We start from the raw sequence: 19,363 nt of genomic DNA, 5'->3' as shown, positions 1-19,363 counted from the left end.
AGCCGCCATGAAGCAAAAAGCATATCGACAAAATCCGACAGTTATTGACTTATCAAAAAAAGCCCGCCCACCACCGGGGGGGAAACTACGCTTATATATATGAACTGTCTAATCATCTGGATACTGCTTACAATGCCTATGCGCCCGTCCGGGCTTTTCGGACGGGCGCATTTTGTACGTTCAAAAAATTTTTGAAGAAATTTCAAAAAATCTTCGGCGTTTTTGAAAAACGCCGTATTGCCCCGCGAAAAGGGGGGAAGCACCACCAACTTTCCAACGAGAAAGGAGGTGAGAATGTGGAACCTAATAGCAGGGAGTTTTACAAACAGTGTGCTTTTCAGAAGTTTTGTAATACGGTATTGCACAATGAAGCTTGCGACACCCATAGAGAACTTCGCAGACACAAGGCAAAGGAAGTGACCTTTTCCGACATGACCTTAGACGAAGCGCGGCAGCTTCATACGTTTGATGAATATTTCAAACGTGAAGCCGCCGAAACCGTCTTTGAGAAAGCCGGGAAGAAAATCACGCCAAAGCTGCTTCTTGAAGCAATCCGTACTTTGCCGGAAGAAAAGCGCAAAGCCATATTGCTGTATTACTTCGAGGGAATGAACGATACCGAGATTGCGGAGCTGTTCAACACGTCGAGAAGCACGATACAGTACAGGCGGACAAGCTCTTTTGAGAAATTAAGAAAATATCTGGAGGAAAATGCTGATGAATGGGACGAATGGTAACGAACCCGGCTACCCGGAAAATGCCCTTGTTCCTTATCCTGTCATTGTGGCAGCGACAAAGGGCGACCCGGACGCCATGAAGATTGTCTTGCAGCATTTCAGCGGCTACATAGCCCGCCTCTCCATGCGGAAGCTGTACGACGAGCGCGGGAACGTCTATTTTGGCGTAGACCACGACATTCGGGAACGGCTGCAAGCAAAACTGATGATGGCTGTCCTCACCTTTAAGGCAGAGGAATAAACCGCAGCGGCGGCGGGACGCTTTCTCTCTCCCCCTTTTCCGTTCCGCTGCTGACGCGGCAGCAAAGCCATTCTGAACCTTGACAAAGAAAGCGGCGCAAGATAACGGCGGCGCAGCATAGGGCAAATCGGATACGTTCCTTTTGCGCCGAGCCATACGGCGGGTGCGCCATGACGCTATCCGGGTGAGGTTATCCCCGCCCGGACAGCCGAGCGACCAACACCGCGCCGGAAAGCAAGTGTAGCGGCTTGCGGGCGACGACACGCAGAATATACAATGATACTTCCTTACAGCCACAGTCCGAGCGTTAAGAGCGTCGCAGGCAATGGGTAGGGCGGCATGAGAACCATGCCGGGGTGAAATTCCCATGAGGTTATGCTAATAACCGTCCGATTAAAGCCTTTGTTTTATTGAATAGTGGACTTGCTGCTATTCATAGACTATATTATATGTTTGCGAAAGAAAGGGGGATTTTCTTTGACGCAAAACCAAACGCCCGTTACCACAACGGAGCATAAAATAGGAAAAGTTACTTACCTTGTATGTTCGTCCGCAAGTGAACGCGCAACGGACACACTGGATAAAAAGATAAAAAAACTCATTCGCAAAGACATGGAACTGAACCCCGCAAACGCCCGGAAATAGGGCGTTTCTTCACATTTTATACATGACACAGGCAGCGGTATGTGGTATAATATAGACAGTACAAATACCATGCTTGTCTGTCGTCGGAAAGGAGGACAAAATGTTACAGACAGACAAGATTACCGCTTTATATTGCAGATTGAGCCAGGAAGATATGCAAGCCGGGGAAAGCGAGAGCATACAGAACCAAAAACTGATTTTACAAAAGTATGCTGACGAACACCACTTTTTCAACACGCGCTTTTTCGTAGACGACGGATTTTCCGGCGTGAGCTTTGAGCGTGAGGGGCTTCAAGCCATGCTGCATGAGGTTGAAGCCGGGAACGTGGCGACCGTCATAACAAAAGACCTTTCCCGTCTGGGACGTAATTATCTGAAAACCGGGGAGCTGATAGAGATTGTCTTTCCCGAATATGAAGTGCGCTACATTGCCATTAACGACGGTGTAGACACAGCAAGGGAAGATAACGAGTTTACCCCTCTGCGGAACTGGTTCAACGAGTTTTACGCCCGCGACACCTCAAAGAAAATCCGGGCTGTCAAACAGGCAAAGGCGCAGAAAGGCGAGCGCGTCAACGGCGAAGCTCCTTACGGCTACCTTATCGACCCGGATAACCGCAATCATCTGATACCCGACCCGGAAACGGCGCACGTCGTAAAACAGATTTTTGCAATGTATGTACGGGGCGACCGTATGTGTGAAATCCAGAACTGGCTGCGGGACAATGAAATACTGACCGTCGGGGAACTGCGCTACCGCAGGACAGGGAGCAAACGCCACCCCCGCCCACAGCTCAACGCATGGTACAACTGGCCGGATAAGACGCTGTACGACATTCTGACAAGGAAAGAATATTTAGGGCATACCATAACCGGGAAAACCTACAAGGTATCTTATAAGTCGAAAAAGACGAAAAAGAACCCGGAGGAAAAAAGGTATTTCTTCCCCAACACTCACGAACCTTTGATTGATGAAGAAACCTTTGAACTTGCACAGAAGCGGATTGCCACCCGGCAACGCCCGACAAAGGTTGATGAAATTGACCTGTTTTCCGGGCTGCTCTTTTGCGGGGACTGCGGCTACAAAATGTATGCAGTACGCGGAGCCGGGACGCTTGAACGGAAACACGCCTACACTTGCGGCAACTACCGCAACCGGGCAAGAAATGATATGCTCTGCACTACGCATTATATCCGCAAAAGCGTATTGAAAGAACTTGTCCTTGCAGACTTGCAGCGAGTAACGTCTTATGTGAAAGAGCATGAACAGGAGTTTATCGAAACAGCCAACGAGTGCAGCGCAAAGGCAGTACAAAAGACGCTGACACAGCAGCGGAAAGAGCTTGACAAGGCGCAGAACCGTATTAACGAGCTGAACATCTTATTCCGCAAGCTCTACGAGGACAACGCTTTAGGGAAACTTTCAGATGAACAATTTGCTTTTCTGACTTCCGGCTATGATGAAGAAAAAAAGACGCTGACCCGGAGGATTGCGGAGCTGTCACAGGAAATCGACAACGCCACCGAGCGCAGCGCGGACGTAAAAAGGTTTGTCGCACTGGTACGCAGATACACAGCGATTGAAGAACTGACCTACGAAAACGTCCATGAATTTATTGACCGTATTCTTATTCACGAACTGGATAAGGAAACGAACACCCGCAAAATCGAAATCTTTTATAGCTTTGTCGGCAGAGTTGATACAGGTGACAAGCCTACCGAAAGTATCTCCTATTTCAGACAGATAGGAGCCGACGTAAAGAGTTATGCTATCTAACATACATCAAAAAGAGGTAAGATAACACCCTCTGCAAAAAAGGTATCGTTATCTTACCTCAACAAATGTAGTGCCCGAAACACCATTATCGCAGTATTCACCGGTCAGAATACTTCCTGACAGATTCCTGCTTATAAATTCCCCGTTTCTCTGCAGCTGATGACTAATGGAATCATCGTTTTTTATTTTATTGCTTCTAACCGATAAGCGTGCATAAGATCCAAATCTGTATTCTCTAAGTGAGAAAATAACTTGTTCTTCAACCAGATTCCTTCTGCTTTTTCTAGCCACACATGACACCGCCTTCCCCTAAGCTTTCCAGGAATGTTTCCATTTTCTGGTTAGGCAATTCTGTACAAATCTGTCTGATTTTTGCTATGACCTTTCTAAATTCATCTTTAAACCAGAACGTAATTTCCAGATTTCCCTTTTCGGAGACTTGAATACTCTTTATACAACTAACTACCAGCCTCCGGTCAAGTTCCTTTACCTGACCGAATTGCAAAAAATGATCAATCCATGCATTCTTACCACAGATATTCCGAAATATATTATCATTTTCTACCTTTTGCTGCTCAATCAGCTTTTCCAGTTCAGTACAACGGCTTGAATACTGTTTTTTCAGCTGAAGGTATTCCTCTCTTGTCAGCAGCTCGTCCTGATAGTCACCGTATAATGAGGCAGCTAATTTCATATTCCTCTGGTAATCCTTTTTTAACATTTCCATCCGAGAGCTTTCCTTCTGTACCCTGCGGTCCGAAAATGGTATTGTATCAACATATGACAAGATTGATTTTAAATCAGTAAGAACAGAAATATGGTATTGTATCAGCAGAAGAATGTTTTTTTTCAACTTTGATTCTGAAACCCTGTGAGGCGAACATGTCCTGCTATTCTCCCTGTTGGTAGAGCACACATAATATCCATATTCCTTTCCACCTGCTTTCGTGGATTTGCGTACAAGTGATTGATGGCAGTCTATACATTCCAGTAGCCCAGAAAAAAGATATACGGTTTCCTGACCAGGCGCTGTCCGCGTATCATGCTCTAACAAGTGATTGACAATCATAAAATCAATCCAGCTCACAAGGGGAGGCATTGCCCCCTCTACGACAGCCCACTCCTCTTCGCTTTTGTAGATTATTTTCTTTACTTTAAAGTTCGGAGTAGTGGTTTTTCCTTGTATCAGTATTCCCAGGTAAGCGGTATTATTAAGAATTCTTCCTACAGCTACGGCAGTCCAATGGCTACGTTCATATTTTTTAAATGTTGTCCTGTACCGGACCCCCTGTGATACTTTATAGTCTGCCGGCGGCAAAATACCAAGGCTGTCAAGCCGTGTTGCGATGGCATCCTGACTTAAACCACAGAGTTTCCAGCGAAAGATATCCCGCACCACCTCCGAAGCGATAGGGTCAAGAATCAACCTGTGATGATCATTTGGATCTTTTTGATAGCCATAATACGCGTATGCCCCGACAAAAAGTCCCTGCTCACGCATAGCCTTTAATGTATTTCGGATACTGATACTTGTATTTGCCGGATAGCTTTCATTTAACAGACTTTTAATGGGTAATGTTAGAAAATCCTCTTTGCAGGATTCGGCTTCACTGTCATAGTTATCATCAATCGCAATAAAACGGACGCCCCACTCCGGGAATCTACGCTGTACATACCGCAATACTTCCGTAAAATCTCTGCCCAAACGACTCAGATCTTTTACGATAATACAGTCAATCTCCCCACTTTTAATCAGATTCAGGATTTTCTTGAAACCGGGGCGATTGAAGTTTGTACCAGTATACCCATCATCGACTGCTTCACCGATGATTTGGATTTCCTGTTGTCCGCCACAATAACGCTGTACTATGACTCTTTGATTTTTAATGCTGTCGCTTTCAATCTGATCGCCATCCTCCACGGATAAGCGCAGATAAGCATAAGCACGATAGATATGATTTTTACGCATAAAAACAGCTCCTAACCACTTATTAGTTAGCGCATGAACCCTGGGTCATACATCAAATAAGTAGCAGGAACCTGCTTAAATGTTTAGTTCTATTCCGCTTTTATTTTACCATGATTCATTCCAGTTGTCCACACCTATCTAACCATTTATCACCTTCTTTTTTTCTCTTTTGCGAATCTCAATCAACACTCTGCTTTTTCTATCAAATTTTCAATTATGTCGGATAAGGTCCTGCCCGTACTTGAATAAGATACCTTTATCTTCATGTCCCCCACGCGGAACAGGTAGGGATTTACTCCTTCGTCCAGTATTTTTCTCATTCTCTTCTCACATGGTAAAGAGGTATCTATTTTTACACTATTCAAATCCACCAGCGTATCAATATCAACCTCATCCAACTTTATCTGTTGGAAAGCATCCAGCTCTTCAATCGTAAGCATTTCTCTATACCTCCCGGGACAATGATTTTCTTTACATCTTCTTAACGATATTTCACAAACGCCAAAAGTGTCATACTCAATACAGACCTTATGAAATGGTTGTATCTATCATCTCCCGGTTCCATCACGAAGGGTAAATCCGGCTTTATTCATGTTTTCTTTAATACAAGCAGCAGTCTCCAGTAAAAAACTCGCTTCTCTCCCTGAACAGCCTTTTATGATATTTATAAAGGCCAATATGTACTGTTCCTTCGTGTCACCAATATCTGAAGATTCTATCAATACAGGGTATACGTTCAATGCCTCCAATACATTCAAGTAGGATTCCATACTTAAATTTCTCAAACCGTTTTCAACTTTACTCATATGATTTGCAGACACCCCTGCCCGTTCTGCAAGCTTCTCTATTGTATATCCTCTTTCTTCTCTTAAAGTACGAATGTTTTGAGCAATATTAAAATTGTTAACCATCTTCGTACCATACTCCTTTTTAAGTTTGAATGTATTTTACATGATGATTTCCTGTTTGAGAACGGACTGTAAAGACCAATATCATCCAATTCTAGCGTATAATTTGCCATTTCAGATTTTCCGACATAAATCCAGAAAAAAAGAACTGCCTGTAGATGGCAGCTCTCTTACAAAACATATTCTATTTTCAACTAATGCCGTAAATTTATACTCACGCAACTTTATCATCATTGTCATTATTTGAAAGGGCTATTTTGCTTAAACTGCCTTTCATCGACTCAATTGTGTCTAAGTAAAACTGAAGTTCCAACTCCGGACATTCCTTTAAGATACATAAGAAACGTGACAATAGTTCTATGCTCTTTTCCGTCCCATCTGCTTCAGATACCAAAACAGGAACAACCTCTAAAGCTTCCAGTATTTTTATATATGTTTTCATGCCGATTGTCCTGGAGCCAGATTCTACCTTACTCAGATGGCTATGTGATATTCCGGCCAATTCGGCCAGGGCTTCCTGGGTCAGACCTCTTTCTTCGCGTGCCCTTCTAATGTTCTCTGTTATTGAACATGTATGATCCTTCATATGTTTGTCTCCTGTTTACCGTTTATCGAGTGTCCCCATACTACGATTTTTCATCGCAATACACGTTTAAAATTATTACCTATCATTTTTTCACTTTCATCTCGCAAGCCCATTCACATTGATTTAAAATGCTGCCATCACACCACCAGTAGCTCTCTATAATCAGCGCGACTCCTCCACTCAACGGTTTACCATAAAAATATGTGCTATTATAGAGCATGCCTTTTTCTATGTCAACATTTTTTGATTTAATAGACATTTTTTCTCGTTTACTCGAACCATATCCCATCGAAAAACAAGAGACATCTCAAAGATCAGAGATGCCTCTTGTCCAGCTTTAACTTTCTGTTTCTATCTTTTCTAAGCTTAAATAAGCGTCCAAAATACAAAGCATCACCCGCTTTTGCTCTGGCGTTAATTGATATATACGTTCCAGCAATTCCTTATCAGCATTATCCTCCGTATATCCAAACAGATAATTGGGGGATGTACCTAAAACATCACATATAATGAATAAAAGCGAAACGCTGGGAAGCTTATTGCCAGCTTCCAACTGCCTGATATATCCATGGTTTACATGACACCTTTCAGCCAATTCCTGGTATGACAATTTGCATTCTTTTCTTTTACCTCTCAACTTAGCACCGAATTCTTTTGGGTCCACATCACACCTCACCATCTATATGCATATTACCATTAGCTACTTTTGTTATCTTCTAGTATAATTCCACTTTCCCCTCCGCAACAGTCCACCAAAATATGACACATGTTATATCTCAGTTTCATTTGTATATAAAAAGATTGTCTATTTCAGGGAACATTTGTAGATTAGTTTTACTAGACATCCATATGAATAAACGTTATCTTATAGATACGAAAATAAACTTTTAGATAACATTTCGGAGGAAAATACTATGAGGCTGGCTTCAAAATTTTTAACAGCACTAGAAGGTAATTTCGATTCTTCCCAGGTCGAGAAGGCGTTCTTTGAAACAAATCAACTTTTTCTATCGCAAAGTGATGTAAGTGATGAAGATATCTCTGATTTACTGGATGTTTGTAAAGAATTCTTTCCTTTACCCTATCTTACTGAAGACAAACAGTATGAGCAACTTTGGGCCCGGCTTGAACCTGTATACTATCGGCATATAAAAGAATGGGAACAATTCACTCAGGCTATAGCGCGCTGCCGAAAAAAGCGCAAACTAAAACGGCTCTGTATTGCTTCTCTTGTTAGTATTCTTTTTATTATTACTTTTGTATTGCTTATTGTACACCGTCCAGTTTCCAAATCCGAATGCTGGATTTGTTCGGGTAAACTCCAATCGTATATCTCGTATGAGTCTGCATTTGGTGTAATAAACTTAAACTCACGATCCGTTAGTACTATTCCAAAAGGAAGTTGGGAGGGAAATCATAGTGTCACAATCACCTCTTCCGAGAACGGAACTATGATTATAACCTCACCCATTACCTCCGAGAGCTATCGTGCAGATATATATATGCAGGCTGACTCCCAGCCAGATGAATCTCTTATATCAAAATATCTATGTACGGATTGTGTAAAGATATGGAGTGAGAACAAATACGATGTACTTCTCATGGACGCATCAGGTACACCTTTTCCTATATCTGATAGTATGGAACTTGCTTTGCCACCATATACAGTCACTGCGTCTTCCAAAAGTACAGAATGCATCCGCATTACCTTTGAGAAAACGAAATAAAATACGAGCTTTTTACGTAAGATACATACACAAAAGAAAACGCCACATGAACATAGTGAAGTGTTCATGCGGCGTTTGCCAAAGTAACAATTTACATCATTTTGTCCGGACACCCACCCTAAAATTTATTTTAATTTATTGCATTAAAAGATTGTTGTATTTTTTCACATCATATCCGTTTCCGATTCGATAAATGGAGGGATTTCTGATTTAAGAAAACCGTCCCAAAAATCATGATTTAACTTTAAGTGTTTCATAACCTTTGCTTTTATAAAAGAATTGTTCATAAAATATGAATAAATGTCTTCTTTAGTAACTTCCTTTATTACAGTTAATTTATTTGTGACCCACCAATCACCGCTATATTGAACACAATGTCCCTCTGCTTTCACTTGAAAAAGTCTTATTGCAGATAATGATCCTCTTTTATAGTTTTTTATGGATTCTAAATATTCCGTTCTGCCTGGACACAATGCTACGCCCTCTATTGTTGTACAAAAATGTAAATAGCAATCCTGAAAATCTGTAACATATGGATTTCTTACTTTTACTATACATGGTATATTGAGTCGATATTCACAGCCTTTTGTTTTCAAACGCCCATTTATTTCAGGTATAGCCTTATATCCATACATTGGTTTTGATAATTCCAGATTTCCAACATCAACATCATCACAATCATGAATCACTTTTATTATTTTAATATCACATAAACGTATCTTAATTTCTTTATCCACCACAGAATGAAAACCATCTGGTTCTTGCTGTTCACGCCTTAAAATAAGTTCATGTTTTGTTATTTCCACTGGAAAGGCTATTATATCCATATTATTCTTTAAATATATTTTAAAAACATAAAGTCTTACATTACTATATATTTTTATTTCATTTATATAAATTCTATTCATTTTACAATAATCGTGGATTAAACACAGGAAGTCGCTTTCATATGGTAACATTGTCATGTTATTCTGTATATTTCTTGTCTGGAGAATCATGTGCTTCTCCCTGTTTCTTTCCCATATTTCAAATTCGACTATCATTAATATTTCCTTAACATATTTTTTTATCTCATCTATCAAATTAACCCTCCACAAAAAAGCTATTATTTAGACTTTTATGTTACTTGTTATTTCGTAATTTGTCAAACTTTGGCTCGTTCCATTAACAAAACAAAATGCAAAAGGGAGCCGCAATAACGCGCTCCCTTTAATAATCATCAACCAATTACTTGAGAATATTCTAAATATACAGAGACACAGATTATGCCTCCTCACCCTTTTTCTTTTCTTCATAAGTTATATAAGCGTCCAGCATACATATCATTGTGTTTTTTTGTTCTGGACTAAGCTTATACAGGCGATTTAATAGTTGCTTATCATCGCCTGCTTCTGCATATTCCAAGAGGTAATTGGGGGACGTTTCCAACTCATCACACAGGCTCAATAACAATGGCATACTGGGAACCTTTTTCCCGCTTTCCAATTGTCGGATATAGCCGTCATGTACATGACATAGATCAGCCAATTGCTGGCTTGTCAATCCACACTGTTTACGTTTTTCCCTGATTTTCCTACCTAATCTCTTGGTATTCATTTAATCCCACCATTCACTAATAGTTACATTTGTTATAATTTAGTATACAATCCGGTTCTTCAAATATACAGACCACCATTTTATTACATGCATTAACTTTTAGTTACAAACAACAGTAAAAGAACAATCTAAAAGCACAAACTATCAGCCCTGTTTTCAGCGGATTTTATTGTTACATTCCGCTGCCTGCCCAAAATTCCACATATCTGTATGCATTACTGTCTATTATGGTTCCATAATCTCCCAGTGTATAACCATAGAGACGCAGGGCACATGTCCTTCTGGTGTCTATCAGGTCATAATTGTAACTATTTGCATAAAAAGGGGGTTTTGAATTAACGCCTGCAAGATAGCTGGTATATACTTGATTAATTCTGCTATACGCACAATATCCCTTCTGGGAATCCCTCCTGTATCAGTGCCTCATATCTAGTTTGATTGATTACTTTTTTGTTATCCACCACTTATTCCTCCATATTCCATCTGCTTATTCTAAATCATTTCTGCGCATTATCGAATTTTCTTTTCTCCTGGCCGGATAATATCTGGAATCTGTAGTTTTAACCGCTCCGCAAACTCCATTGCGCTAACAAACTCCGTTTTTTCATAGTCTACAAGTTTTTCTGGCAGATTATAAATTTCTGTATCAGCATAATAATATAATCCCCGCAAGGTTCCAGCATCATATCCGAAATCCTCCGGCTTATATTCCGCCATACTTTGCAGACAATTCAATGGCCAGCATTCAACCTTTTCATCCTCATCATCTGCAAAAATATAGTCTTTGCCGTCCTGATCAAGCCGCAGAAAATAGATTATATCCTCTGATAAGGCAGAGATAATAAGAGAGTGGCAGCCATCATCCTCAAAACCATAAATTTCTCCTGATACCATCTTATTTATGGAGATATCCTCTATCAATTCCATTTGTTGGACAATATTCTGGATAGTCTTTAGCATTTCGTAATCTTCAGATATAGATTTTGAAAATATCTCACCCAATTCCGCACTACCAAGGTCGTTTCCAATTATTTTTCCATTGTAATCAATGTTGCCTGCGTTTGGTTCTTCAATTGCACCGCCAGATTTCCGGTAAGGAAGAGTATAAAACCAGCGCCCTTCTTTTATGGTTTCTCCATATATGACTGAACCGGCAAATTCGTGTTCAAATGACACCGCCACTTCCCGGCATCTTCCTTTCAATGTCCAGCCTACATGTTCCATGTTTATTTCTATGCTCACCACCTCCTATTGATAGATTAATGTCTGTTCTTCGACTTGAATATCACGATCTGTCTGGATAACCTCACACGCCCGTCCTTCAATCTCTTCCCAGCTCAACCCGGTAAAATTATGAATGCAGGTAATTAGGGAACTTCCCTGTTCCATGTACAGATACTCCTTTGTACCGGCATCAAAAAACATATAAAAATCAAAATCCGGTTCAAAGCTGTCGTCCTCATCATCTTCATATTTTTCATACCAGACACCGCTATGTATTTGCAAGCCAAGTTCCTGGATAACCAAGTGTTTTTTGTCCAGCCAGACCTGATGTTCCTCATCCGTTTCAAAAAGGAAGTTCTCGCCATCCCATTCTTCCTCTTCCAATTCCTCCAGACGGCCTATTGTAGTATTGATTTTCTTCTCCATAAGTCACCTCGCTTTTTCCTTTGCAGAGCGCAGTTTTTCCCTATTCTGCTCAAACTGGCTCATAATATCTCCCTGCAGCCTGTCATGAAAATCCTTTGTCACTGGATAGCAGATATCCTGATATTCCGCCTTTCCTTCAACCATGCGTCGCTGGGAAGGCATAGCCACAAAGTTATTTCCTGCAAAGGATCGTTTGACAGAAATCTGATTAACTACAAATACATCACCAATCACAAGTCTGGCATATGCCTTAGTGGTATTGGACAAATCTCTGTTGTTTACTACCTGAACATAATAGTCAAAATCTTCCTCCCCATAAGTGAGGTCAACTTCGTTTTTCCCTCCCATACGTTCCTGGTACGCCTCCAGAATTTCTCCCCTTAATGCGGTACTGAAATCCGTAGTTTTTGGAAAAAACACATCACTGTATATCGGCTTATTCTGTTCATCTTTTTCCCCCGTTGGATACTGCGGCATACTCACATAAAGATTCCCTGATCTTCCCTCCCTGATAGTGATACCGGTTACTTTAAATCTGTCACCGAACGTTACCGCAGCAAATGCCCTCAGTTTTTTATCTTTCTCTGTTGATACCTCATAAATATTTACTGTATATTTCATAATTTAGTCTCCTTCTACTTTTTTAATGAATTCTATCTGGACATCGCCGGTTCCGGGAGTTCCTCTGTTACCACCAGTTCTTCTCCCTCATCTTTTATCTCCAGCTCGTTATTGATTTCCTGCTGGCGGATTAGTTTTTGTTTCAACTCCGATTCATAGGGGAATTCTTTATTAAACTCCCTTTTAGATTCCTCCATATTTCTTTTGTACTCTTCCAGTTTTTCTTTATGTGCGGCAACTCTCTTTTCCAAACTCCCCAACAGGTTCTCCATACGGACCATATTTCCGGAAGCACTGCTGCTCATATCTGCCGAATAAGTCAGTTCCCCACTCAGCTTTATGATACAGTCAGAATACTTTTTTTCTACCACTACATCAAACCCCTTATAGCTGCCCACCGTCCTGCTTTCCATACTTTCAAGGGAATGTGCCATCTCTAAGATAACGCTGCCCGCCGCCTCACGTTCATCATATCTAAGGCCGTTCAGAGTAACGAAAAAGTCCGGCTCCATACAGAGTGCCTGGTCACGTTTCCTGATATCTTTTTCCATAGCATACAATCGGTTCTCAGTCTTCTTAATCAATTCTGGATATTTGAAAAGGAAATTATCCTGATGGACATAGCGCTGGCTCTCATAGCTTGCCTTCAAGACCTGCAGACGCGAAACTTCCGTGTCTACCTCGGTTTTTTCCATAATCATAGGATTCCCAGACGCAATTGCCTTGATTTCCGCAAAGGATAAAATGGTTTCGTCTACGTCCTGACATTCCCTTTCAACCGTTTTGTCTGTCATTATCTGGCTGATAAACCTCTGCTTATTTTCTACAATCCCCCAGAGGTAACTGTCAAATGTCTTTTTCGTGATATAGCGGTATATATTGACTTCTTCATTATCATTTCCCTGGCGTATGATACGCCCTTCCCTCTGCTCAATATCAGTCGGTCATTTTTTGCGGACAGTTCAATACATGCCTGTCTGTTTCGCTCCCTGCTCCTGCGTTTGCTCTCGTTTGATTTCTCCCTCTGTATCTTCTTGGCACAAGCAGGACAATACTTCGATATGCCAGAGCGGGGAACATATTCAACACCGCACACCGTACAATTCTTAGGCTTTAACGCAGTCCACCGCTTTGTCGGTGTGATATGTAATTCACCGACAAAGCCGATGAATTTATAATAAATCTTGATTTCCTGCCGCACCATTCCGTCTGTAAGTTTCTCACGTTCCGAAACAAGTATCTTGTCTATAAGTGCGTTTATGATGGTTGCGTCCAGTTCCTTAATGCCTTGATAGTTGCGGATTAGGGAGAGGAAATCACGGACACCCTGCGTCTTCTCATAGCTGTCGCTGAGCGTTTCCGTTACCTCTTTCAGCCTTGCTTCAATTTCAAGCTGTTCTTTCTGGTATTTTCCCGACATCATCTCAAAATTCCGCTCGGTAATACGCTCCATCACCTTATCTTCATAGAGTGAGGAAAACAGCCTGTCCAGTTCTGCAAGGCGTTTGTTCAGTTTTCTTTGCTCCTTTTCCAGTGCCTTTGCCTTGCTCTGGTCTGTTTCCGTGAGCCGCTTTTCAATCGCCCTCACTGCCTTTTCATCATTGACTGCCATATCCGCAAATCGGTTGATGTCGGTGAGGACAGCGTTGAACAAGTCCCTCGCTTCAATGCTGTGTGCGGTACACATGATATTACCGTATCTGCCATAATTATTGCAGGAATATTGTACGCAGTCGATGATGTCGGGGCGTTTCCTCCTGTTGGCACTCATAGCCCGCATCGCATAGCCGCAGTCCGCACACTTAATAACGCCTGCAAAGATGTTCTCAAAGCCGCCCTTGTTTTCTGGTAATCTGCGGCTTGTAATAAGCTGCTGTACGGTATCAAATTCCTCCTGCGTGACTATCCCCTCATGGGTGTCTGGTATCACTTCCCATTCTTCGGGCAGCTTAGAGGGGCGTTTCTTGCTTTTCATGTTGGCGGCAATCCGCTTGTAGCCTGCAAGGTTTCCCGCATATATCGGGCTTCTTAAAATGCCCCTTACGCTGTTCTCGCTCCAAATATAACGGTTCTCCTCATTCTCCTCAAAATACCTCTCATAGCCTGTTGCCCCCTGCTCCGCCGCATAAGCGGCGGGGCGTAAGATATGCTGTTTGTTGATGTGCTTGCGGATTTTGGCGATTCCGTTGCCCGCTAACGCAAGGTCAAATATTTCCCTTACCACATGGGCAACTTTGTCATCTATCAGCAGATGGTTGTGGTCGGCGGGGTCTTTGACGTAACCGTATGGTGCTGTCGTCCCCATGAATTTCCCCTGCTGAAACCTCGCTCGGTACGCCGATTTTATCTTGACCGACACATCGGCGGAATACATTTCGTTTAGGATGTTGCGGAAAGGCGTGATGTCCATAGCGGATTTATTGAGCGTGTCCACGCCGTCATTGACCGCTATATACCTCACATTATGCTCTGGGAAAAACACTTCCAGATACAGTCCGCAATCAAGATAGTTCCTCCCCAGACGAGATAAATCTTTCGTGATAACGCAGTTTATCAGACCGCTTTCAATGTCCTTAATCATGTTCTGGAAACTTGGTCTTTGGAAATTTGTACCAGAGTAACCGTCGTCCACATACGTTTTTGCTAAGTGCCATCCCTGCTTTTTCACATAATCCGTGAGGATGGATTTCTGTGTCGCAATGCTCGCACTCTCGTTATCCGTGCCATCGTCTTTTGACAAGCGGCAGTACATGCCGACTTCATAAATCTTGTTCTCCATTCTTATTCCTGCCATACTGTAAAACCTCCATATCTGTCCTATCTGTTTTCATGTTCCATTGCGTACATTCTAAGCGGACAGCCCCTCATTGTCGAAGGTGTCGCCCTCGGCAATCTTCTTCCGAATATCCTCGGAAATAATCGGGATAAACGCTTCTGTGACTGTCTGCGTGCCGACATATTCACGGCTGATTATCATCTGAACTGGTGCTTTCGGCACGATACGCTTTCTCTTTTTATCTGCTTTCTTATCCTCGCCCATACTTAAATCTTCCTTTCCAGACAGGGCAGGAGAACGTCTGGAAACGCCCCGCCCTGTCAATCAGATACCATCAATCCCCGCTGTTTACTTCTTTCTGTAATGCTTCAAGGAGTGCTGCTGCTTCATCAGCGTTCAACGTGATACCCTTTCCGCACTTCTCACGGTTCGGGGAAAAGCTGCGGATGTCATATTTCGGCTCTCTTCCGTTCCATGAGATAAGATTGATTTCTTTTGTGTAGCCGCTGTCGCCCTTAGACAATACGGCGATTTCCTTTACAATCTCATACTGGATTTCTTTCATTCTTCATACCTCAATTTTCTGCATTTACCTCCCGAAAAGAGAAGATTAGCGGCTGTCCCTGCCCCGTTTCCTCTGCAATTCACGCTCCAAAAGTTTAATGATGGTTTCCTCCATCTGCTTCGGCGTTGTGTTCTTCGGAAAATACTTTTTCAGCTTGCTTGTGTTGATTTTCAAGGTTTCTTTCTGGTTTCCCTTTTCCTCCGTCATAATTGCAAATATCGTATCCATGTCAAGCCGCCCGCTCTGGCTTAGGCTTTTCATCCGCTGTGCCTGTGAGAGTGAGGGCGTTGCTTCTTCGCTCTCCATCGTGGCAAAGAGGTTTTCCTGCTCGTCTTTCTTCAAAAAGGACAGTTCCACCGCAGGCGTGAGGGCGATTTTCCCCTCGTCCACCATCCGCAAAATCGGCGGTATCAGTTCCGTCAAACGGATAAATCTTTGTACGGTCATCCTGCCTACGCCGAAGCCCTGTGCCACCTTGTCGTCCGTCCGCAACTTCGTCACAACTTGTGACGAGGTTAAGTCTGTGCGGAAACCCTGCCGCTTCATGGCTTCGGATTTCATCTTGTAGGCAAACGCCCGCTCTGATGGCAGGATATTCTCACGCTGTAAATTACTGTCTACAAGGGTGATGATGGCTCGGTCACGGTCTAAGGGCAGGACAAACGCAGGCACGGTATTTATCCCTGCAAGTTCAGACGCACGGACACGCCGCTGCCCTGCAATCACTTCATAGCCGTTCCCGTCCTCTTTCGGGCGTGTGATTATCGGCGTGACAATGCCAAATTCCTTGATGCTTTCCGCTAATTCTGACAGCGTTTCATCCTCTGCCACATGAAACGGATTGTCGGGAAACGGGTACAAGTCTTTGGTCTTTAACACCTTAAAATCCTGTTTCTTCATTCACATATCTACCTTTCTTTCGCTCTGCTTTTATGGTTTTTCTGCAATTCTTCCAACACTTCGGGCGGTATCTTTGAGAGCAGCCGCCCCATCTGCTCGTTGGTTCTCTGCAACTCAAATATCTTCTGGTTCGCTTTCTGCACCTTTAGTTCCTGCTCATACTTTTCATCACGCATACGCCCCGCATAGTCTGATTCCTGCCCGATTTGCTCCTTTAGGCTATTGATATAGGCACTCTGCTTACTGATTTCCTTTGAGAATTTCTCCACGTCTGGGAGCCATGCCGCAATCAGTTCCAGAGCCTTGTCACGCTTCTTCCCTGCATTAAAGGCGTTGATGTCGGACAGTGCAGACACAATTTCCTCATACTGTTTATCAAGCCTGCCGCCCAACTTATAGAGCCATGTGGGGACATGTTTCCGCTTCGTTTCCATTGAGGACTGACCTCTTTCAAGCTGATTCCACCGTGAGGACATCCGCTCATGGTAGGCGGTCTGCCATTCGGACAGGCTCTTTTGATTGCCTAAAATTGTTTTGGCAGACAGCTTATTGTCTGGTGTAATCGGCACAAAACAGAGGTGCATATGCGGCGTTCTCTCGTCCATGTGGACGACTGCGGAGAGGATATTTTTCTCCCCGACACGCTCTGAAATGAAATCCAGAGCCATCGTAAAATACGCTTTCTGTTCTTTGGGCGGCAGGCTGTTCATAAATTCTGGCGAAGCCGTGATAAGCGTTTCCACCATCATCACGCTATCTTTCCTCGTCCTGCACCCTGCTTCGGCTACCATGCGGTTAATCTCTTTCTTGTAGGTGTACCTCGGCGGATTCACAAGATGGTAGTTATCTTTCGAGCGTTCCATATCTATATCTGGATTGCTTTTATAGGCTTCTTTTTTACGCTCGTTGTGGCGTTCGCAAGCCGCAACGCCGCCCGCTTTGCGTTTCTGGAAACGCAGGATTGCATAGGGCATAATTCATCATCTTCCTTTCTTCGGCGGGTAAACTGCCCTTTGGGTGACAGCGGTGACGGCGGTGACAGCAGTTTTGGGATACCCCCTACCGACTGCCTCAACTGTCACCCTTATTCCCTGCATGACGGTCATGTCGATGATGACGGTGTTTTTGGAATACCCCCTCGCAAGAGCCGTCACCGTCATGCTGCCATTCTTTTATCCGAAGCGTGGAGCGTAGGATAAGCAGGGCGTAAGACCTGCCATAAGGGAGTCCAGAGGGAACGTCTGGCACACGACTTTGCAGGGCAAAGTGTAGTGTGTTACACCCTGTAAACGCAGTCGGAAAAATCGGAAGGATTTTTCTGACCGCAGGGGTGGTTTTACACGCCGAAAAGGGCGGGTAAATCCTACGCCTGCACTTTGCGTTTACGGGGTGTTCTCCCGCAGGGATGACAGCGGCAGGGTATCCTAAAATCACTGTCACCGCCGTCACCGCTGTCACCCGCAGGGCAGAGTCGCCAGCTTTACACGGCTTTAAGCGTCAATGACAGTAACAGGGGGTATCCCAATATCGCTGTCACCACCGTCACCGCTGTCACCCGCCCGCTTTGCAAGCGAAATCTGCCTGCCGTGTTTTTTGCGGCTGTACTGATAAACGATATGGTTCTCATTTAAAAATGTGGTGCGGTATTCATTGAGCCATTTCGTAATCACCGTGGGTATGGTTTCCGTTTCCCTCATAGCGGCTAACAGCTCCGTTGCCGTGCCTGCCCATTCTTCCTTATCCCTCATAAAATCCACCAACCGAAAAAGGACGTCTGGTATCGTTTCTTTCGCAAGCTGCTCCTGCGTTTTTCTCTCCACAAGTTCCCAACTGCAATCACGGAAACGCAGCGTGTATTCCTGATAGGGCGTGTCCCTGCCCGTCACATACAGCTTGGCGGTGTCGGATGCCCGTTTCTCCTTTTCCAGAACAAAGGTAGCGTCCGCACTCCCCGTTAAGCCTGTCGTCCCAGACACCTTGTTGAACACATCGCTGTCATTCTGCTTTCGGATGTGGTGTACGACAATGACCGCCAATGAATGCCTGTCGGCAAAGTCTTTGATTAGTGAGATGTCCCCATAGTCGCTTGCGTAGGCATTGTCTTTTGAAGCTGTACGGACTTTCTGCAAAGTGTCAATGACAATAAGCCTGCTGTTTGGGTAATCTTTCAGATAATCTTCAAGCTGCACGATAAGACCGTCTGACAGCTTGCAGCTTGCCACGGCAAAGTGAAGCCGCCTGCTCGCTTCGTTCGTCAATCGGAACAGCCTGTCCTGTATACGGCAGAACGTGTCCTCAAGGCAGAGGTAAAGCACGTCGCCCTCCATTGTCGGCATATCCCACAAGGGAAGTCCCTGCGACACGCATAAACATAGCTTCAGCATGAGCCAGCTCTTTCCTATCTTCTGTGAGCCGCAGAACAGCGACAAGCCTGTGGGGATAAGGCTGTCCACCACAAAGGACGGCTTCTCAAGCGGTTCATAAAGGAGCGTTTCGGCGTTGACTGTCTGTAACTTCTGCATGGCTTTCCTCCTTTCGGGCGGTGTTTTTGTTTTCGTTGCACATAGGCGTTGACCTCCTTAAAAATAGATTTACTCCCACGAAGAAAAAGTGAGAGTATGTAATGCCGCCAATCCCACACAAATAAAAAACAGATTTCTTTTTC

At 43.5% G+C, this 19,363-nt stretch carries 24 protein-coding genes; 5 read left to right on the top strand and 19 right to left on the bottom strand.

Annotated features, from left to right (window positions below):
• Positions 1–296: 296 nt before the first annotated feature.
• The 4 genes from ANCC_RS01580 (at position 297) to ANCC_RS01565 (ending at position 3,400) form a co-directional block, all read left to right on the top strand.
• Complete coding sequence (locus ANCC_RS01580) at positions 297–737, top strand: RNA polymerase sigma factor (protein WP_002569188.1); 441 nt, start codon at positions 297–299, stop codon at positions 735–737.
• Positions 718–978 (top strand): helix-turn-helix domain-containing protein, encoded by a 261-nt coding sequence (locus ANCC_RS01575; protein WP_002569189.1) that lies wholly within the window; start codon positions 718–720, stop codon positions 976–978. The genes ANCC_RS01580 and ANCC_RS01575 overlap by 20 nt, the downstream gene beginning before the upstream one ends.
• A gap of 417 nt (positions 979–1,395) precedes the next feature.
• On the top strand, positions 1,396–1,623 hold the full coding sequence (locus tag ANCC_RS17770) for a transposon-encoded TnpW family protein (RefSeq protein ID WP_004613661.1): 228 nt from the start codon (positions 1,396–1,398) through the stop codon (positions 1,621–1,623).
• 100 nt (positions 1,624–1,723) lie between these two features.
• Positions 1,724–3,400, top strand: a complete 1,677-nt coding sequence (locus ANCC_RS01565) for a recombinase family protein (RefSeq protein ID WP_002569190.1) — start codon at positions 1,724–1,726, stop codon at positions 3,398–3,400.
• Positions 3,401–3,448: 48 nt separating this feature from the next.
• On the opposite strand, the gene ANCC_RS01560 is transcribed toward ANCC_RS01565, so the two are convergent.
• The 6 genes from ANCC_RS01560 to ANCC_RS01535 all read right to left on the bottom strand — a co-directional run bounded on the left by ANCC_RS01560 (position 3,449) and on the right by ANCC_RS01535 (position 7,527).
• Positions 3,449–3,691, bottom strand: a complete 243-nt coding sequence (locus tag ANCC_RS01560) for a recombinase family protein (RefSeq protein ID WP_006567758.1) — start codon at positions 3,689–3,691, stop codon at positions 3,449–3,451.
• A complete protein-coding gene (locus ANCC_RS01555) occupies positions 3,684–5,369 on the bottom strand; it encodes a recombinase family protein (protein ID WP_006567759.1) in 1,686 nt (561 codons plus the stop codon). Before ANCC_RS01555 ends, ANCC_RS01560 begins: the two co-directional genes overlap by 8 nt.
• A gap of 182 nt (positions 5,370–5,551) precedes the next feature.
• Positions 5,552–5,809: a DUF6870 family protein gene (locus tag ANCC_RS01550; RefSeq protein ID WP_006567760.1), complete on the bottom strand. Its 258-nt coding sequence runs from the start codon at positions 5,807–5,809 to the stop codon at positions 5,552–5,554.
• 108 nt (positions 5,810–5,917) lie between these two features.
• Positions 5,918–6,280: a helix-turn-helix domain-containing protein gene (locus ANCC_RS01545; RefSeq protein WP_006567761.1), complete on the bottom strand. Its 363-nt coding sequence runs from the start codon at positions 6,278–6,280 to the stop codon at positions 5,918–5,920.
• Between the two features lie 211 nt (positions 6,281–6,491).
• Positions 6,492–6,863, bottom strand: coding sequence for a helix-turn-helix domain-containing protein (locus ANCC_RS01540; protein WP_006567762.1), 372 nt, complete (start codon positions 6,861–6,863; stop codon positions 6,492–6,494).
• A 337-nt stretch (positions 6,864–7,200) separates the two neighbouring features.
• Positions 7,201–7,527 (bottom strand): helix-turn-helix domain-containing protein, encoded by a 327-nt coding sequence (locus ANCC_RS01535; protein ID WP_233458272.1) that lies wholly within the window; start codon positions 7,525–7,527, stop codon positions 7,201–7,203.
• Positions 7,528–7,777: 250 nt separating this feature from the next.
• Between ANCC_RS01535 and ANCC_RS01530 the strand changes: the two genes are divergently transcribed.
• Positions 7,778–8,590: a hypothetical protein gene (locus ANCC_RS01530; protein WP_006567765.1), complete on the top strand. Its 813-nt coding sequence runs from the start codon at positions 7,778–7,780 to the stop codon at positions 8,588–8,590.
• Between the two features lie 164 nt (positions 8,591–8,754).
• Here ANCC_RS01530 and ANCC_RS01525 read toward each other — a convergent pair whose 3' ends face one another.
• The 13 genes from ANCC_RS01525 to ANCC_RS01465 all read right to left on the bottom strand — a co-directional run bounded on the left by ANCC_RS01525 (position 8,755) and on the right by ANCC_RS01465 (position 19,220).
• The gene (locus ANCC_RS01525) at positions 8,755–9,672 is read right to left on the bottom strand and encodes a hypothetical protein (protein WP_008724762.1); all 918 of its coding nucleotides are present in this window, start codon (positions 9,670–9,672) and stop codon (positions 8,755–8,757) included.
• Between the two features lie 181 nt (positions 9,673–9,853).
• Positions 9,854–10,186: a helix-turn-helix domain-containing protein gene (locus ANCC_RS01520; protein WP_006567768.1), complete on the bottom strand. Its 333-nt coding sequence runs from the start codon at positions 10,184–10,186 to the stop codon at positions 9,854–9,856.
• A gap of 510 nt (positions 10,187–10,696) precedes the next feature.
• The gene (locus ANCC_RS01515; RefSeq protein ID WP_141709597.1) at positions 10,697–11,428 is read right to left on the bottom strand and encodes a hypothetical protein; all 732 of its coding nucleotides are present in this window, start codon (positions 11,426–11,428) and stop codon (positions 10,697–10,699) included.
• A 6-nt stretch (positions 11,429–11,434) separates the two neighbouring features.
• Positions 11,435–11,836: a hypothetical protein gene (locus tag ANCC_RS01510; RefSeq protein ID WP_006567770.1), complete on the bottom strand. Its 402-nt coding sequence runs from the start codon at positions 11,834–11,836 to the stop codon at positions 11,435–11,437.
• A 3-nt stretch (positions 11,837–11,839) separates the two neighbouring features.
• The gene (locus ANCC_RS01505; protein ID WP_006567771.1) at positions 11,840–12,457 is read right to left on the bottom strand and encodes a septation protein SpoVG family protein; all 618 of its coding nucleotides are present in this window, start codon (positions 12,455–12,457) and stop codon (positions 11,840–11,842) included.
• A gap of 32 nt (positions 12,458–12,489) precedes the next feature.
• Positions 12,490–13,152, bottom strand: a complete 663-nt coding sequence (locus tag ANCC_RS01500) for a hypothetical protein (protein ID WP_155858395.1) — start codon at positions 13,150–13,152, stop codon at positions 12,490–12,492.
• A gap of 128 nt (positions 13,153–13,280) precedes the next feature.
• Positions 13,281–15,251 carry a recombinase family protein gene (locus ANCC_RS01495; RefSeq protein WP_006567773.1) on the bottom strand — a complete coding sequence of 657 codons (1,971 nt, stop codon included), beginning with the start codon at positions 15,249–15,251 and terminating at the stop codon, positions 13,281–13,283.
• 54 nt (positions 15,252–15,305) lie between these two features.
• A complete protein-coding gene (locus ANCC_RS01490) occupies positions 15,306–15,497 on the bottom strand; it encodes a hypothetical protein (RefSeq protein WP_002596259.1) in 192 nt (63 codons plus the stop codon).
• A gap of 70 nt (positions 15,498–15,567) precedes the next feature.
• Positions 15,568–15,798, bottom strand: coding sequence for a YdbC family protein (locus tag ANCC_RS01485; protein ID WP_002596258.1), 231 nt, complete (start codon positions 15,796–15,798; stop codon positions 15,568–15,570).
• A gap of 45 nt (positions 15,799–15,843) precedes the next feature.
• Positions 15,844–16,698, bottom strand: coding sequence for a ParB/RepB/Spo0J family partition protein (locus ANCC_RS01480; protein WP_002596257.1), 855 nt, complete (start codon positions 16,696–16,698; stop codon positions 15,844–15,846).
• 8 nt (positions 16,699–16,706) lie between these two features.
• Positions 16,707–17,672, bottom strand: coding sequence for a MobV family relaxase (mobV, locus tag ANCC_RS01475; RefSeq protein WP_002596256.1), 966 nt, complete (start codon positions 17,670–17,672; stop codon positions 16,707–16,709).
• A 6-nt stretch (positions 17,673–17,678) separates the two neighbouring features.
• Positions 17,679–17,858, bottom strand: coding sequence for a hypothetical protein (locus ANCC_RS01470; protein ID WP_004613323.1), 180 nt, complete (start codon positions 17,856–17,858; stop codon positions 17,679–17,681).
• A gap of 330 nt (positions 17,859–18,188) precedes the next feature.
• The gene (locus ANCC_RS01465) at positions 18,189–19,220 is read right to left on the bottom strand and encodes an AAA family ATPase (protein ID WP_002596255.1); all 1,032 of its coding nucleotides are present in this window, start codon (positions 19,218–19,220) and stop codon (positions 18,189–18,191) included.
• Positions 19,221–19,363: the final 143 nt, after the last annotated feature.

The organism is Anaerostipes caccae L1-92 (assembly GCF_014467075.1).
GTDB lineage: Bacteria > Bacillota > Clostridia > Lachnospirales > Lachnospiraceae > Anaerostipes > Anaerostipes caccae.
The sequence above is the reverse complement of the archived record's forward strand: the minus strand, read 5'-3'. Positions and strand labels throughout refer to the sequence as shown.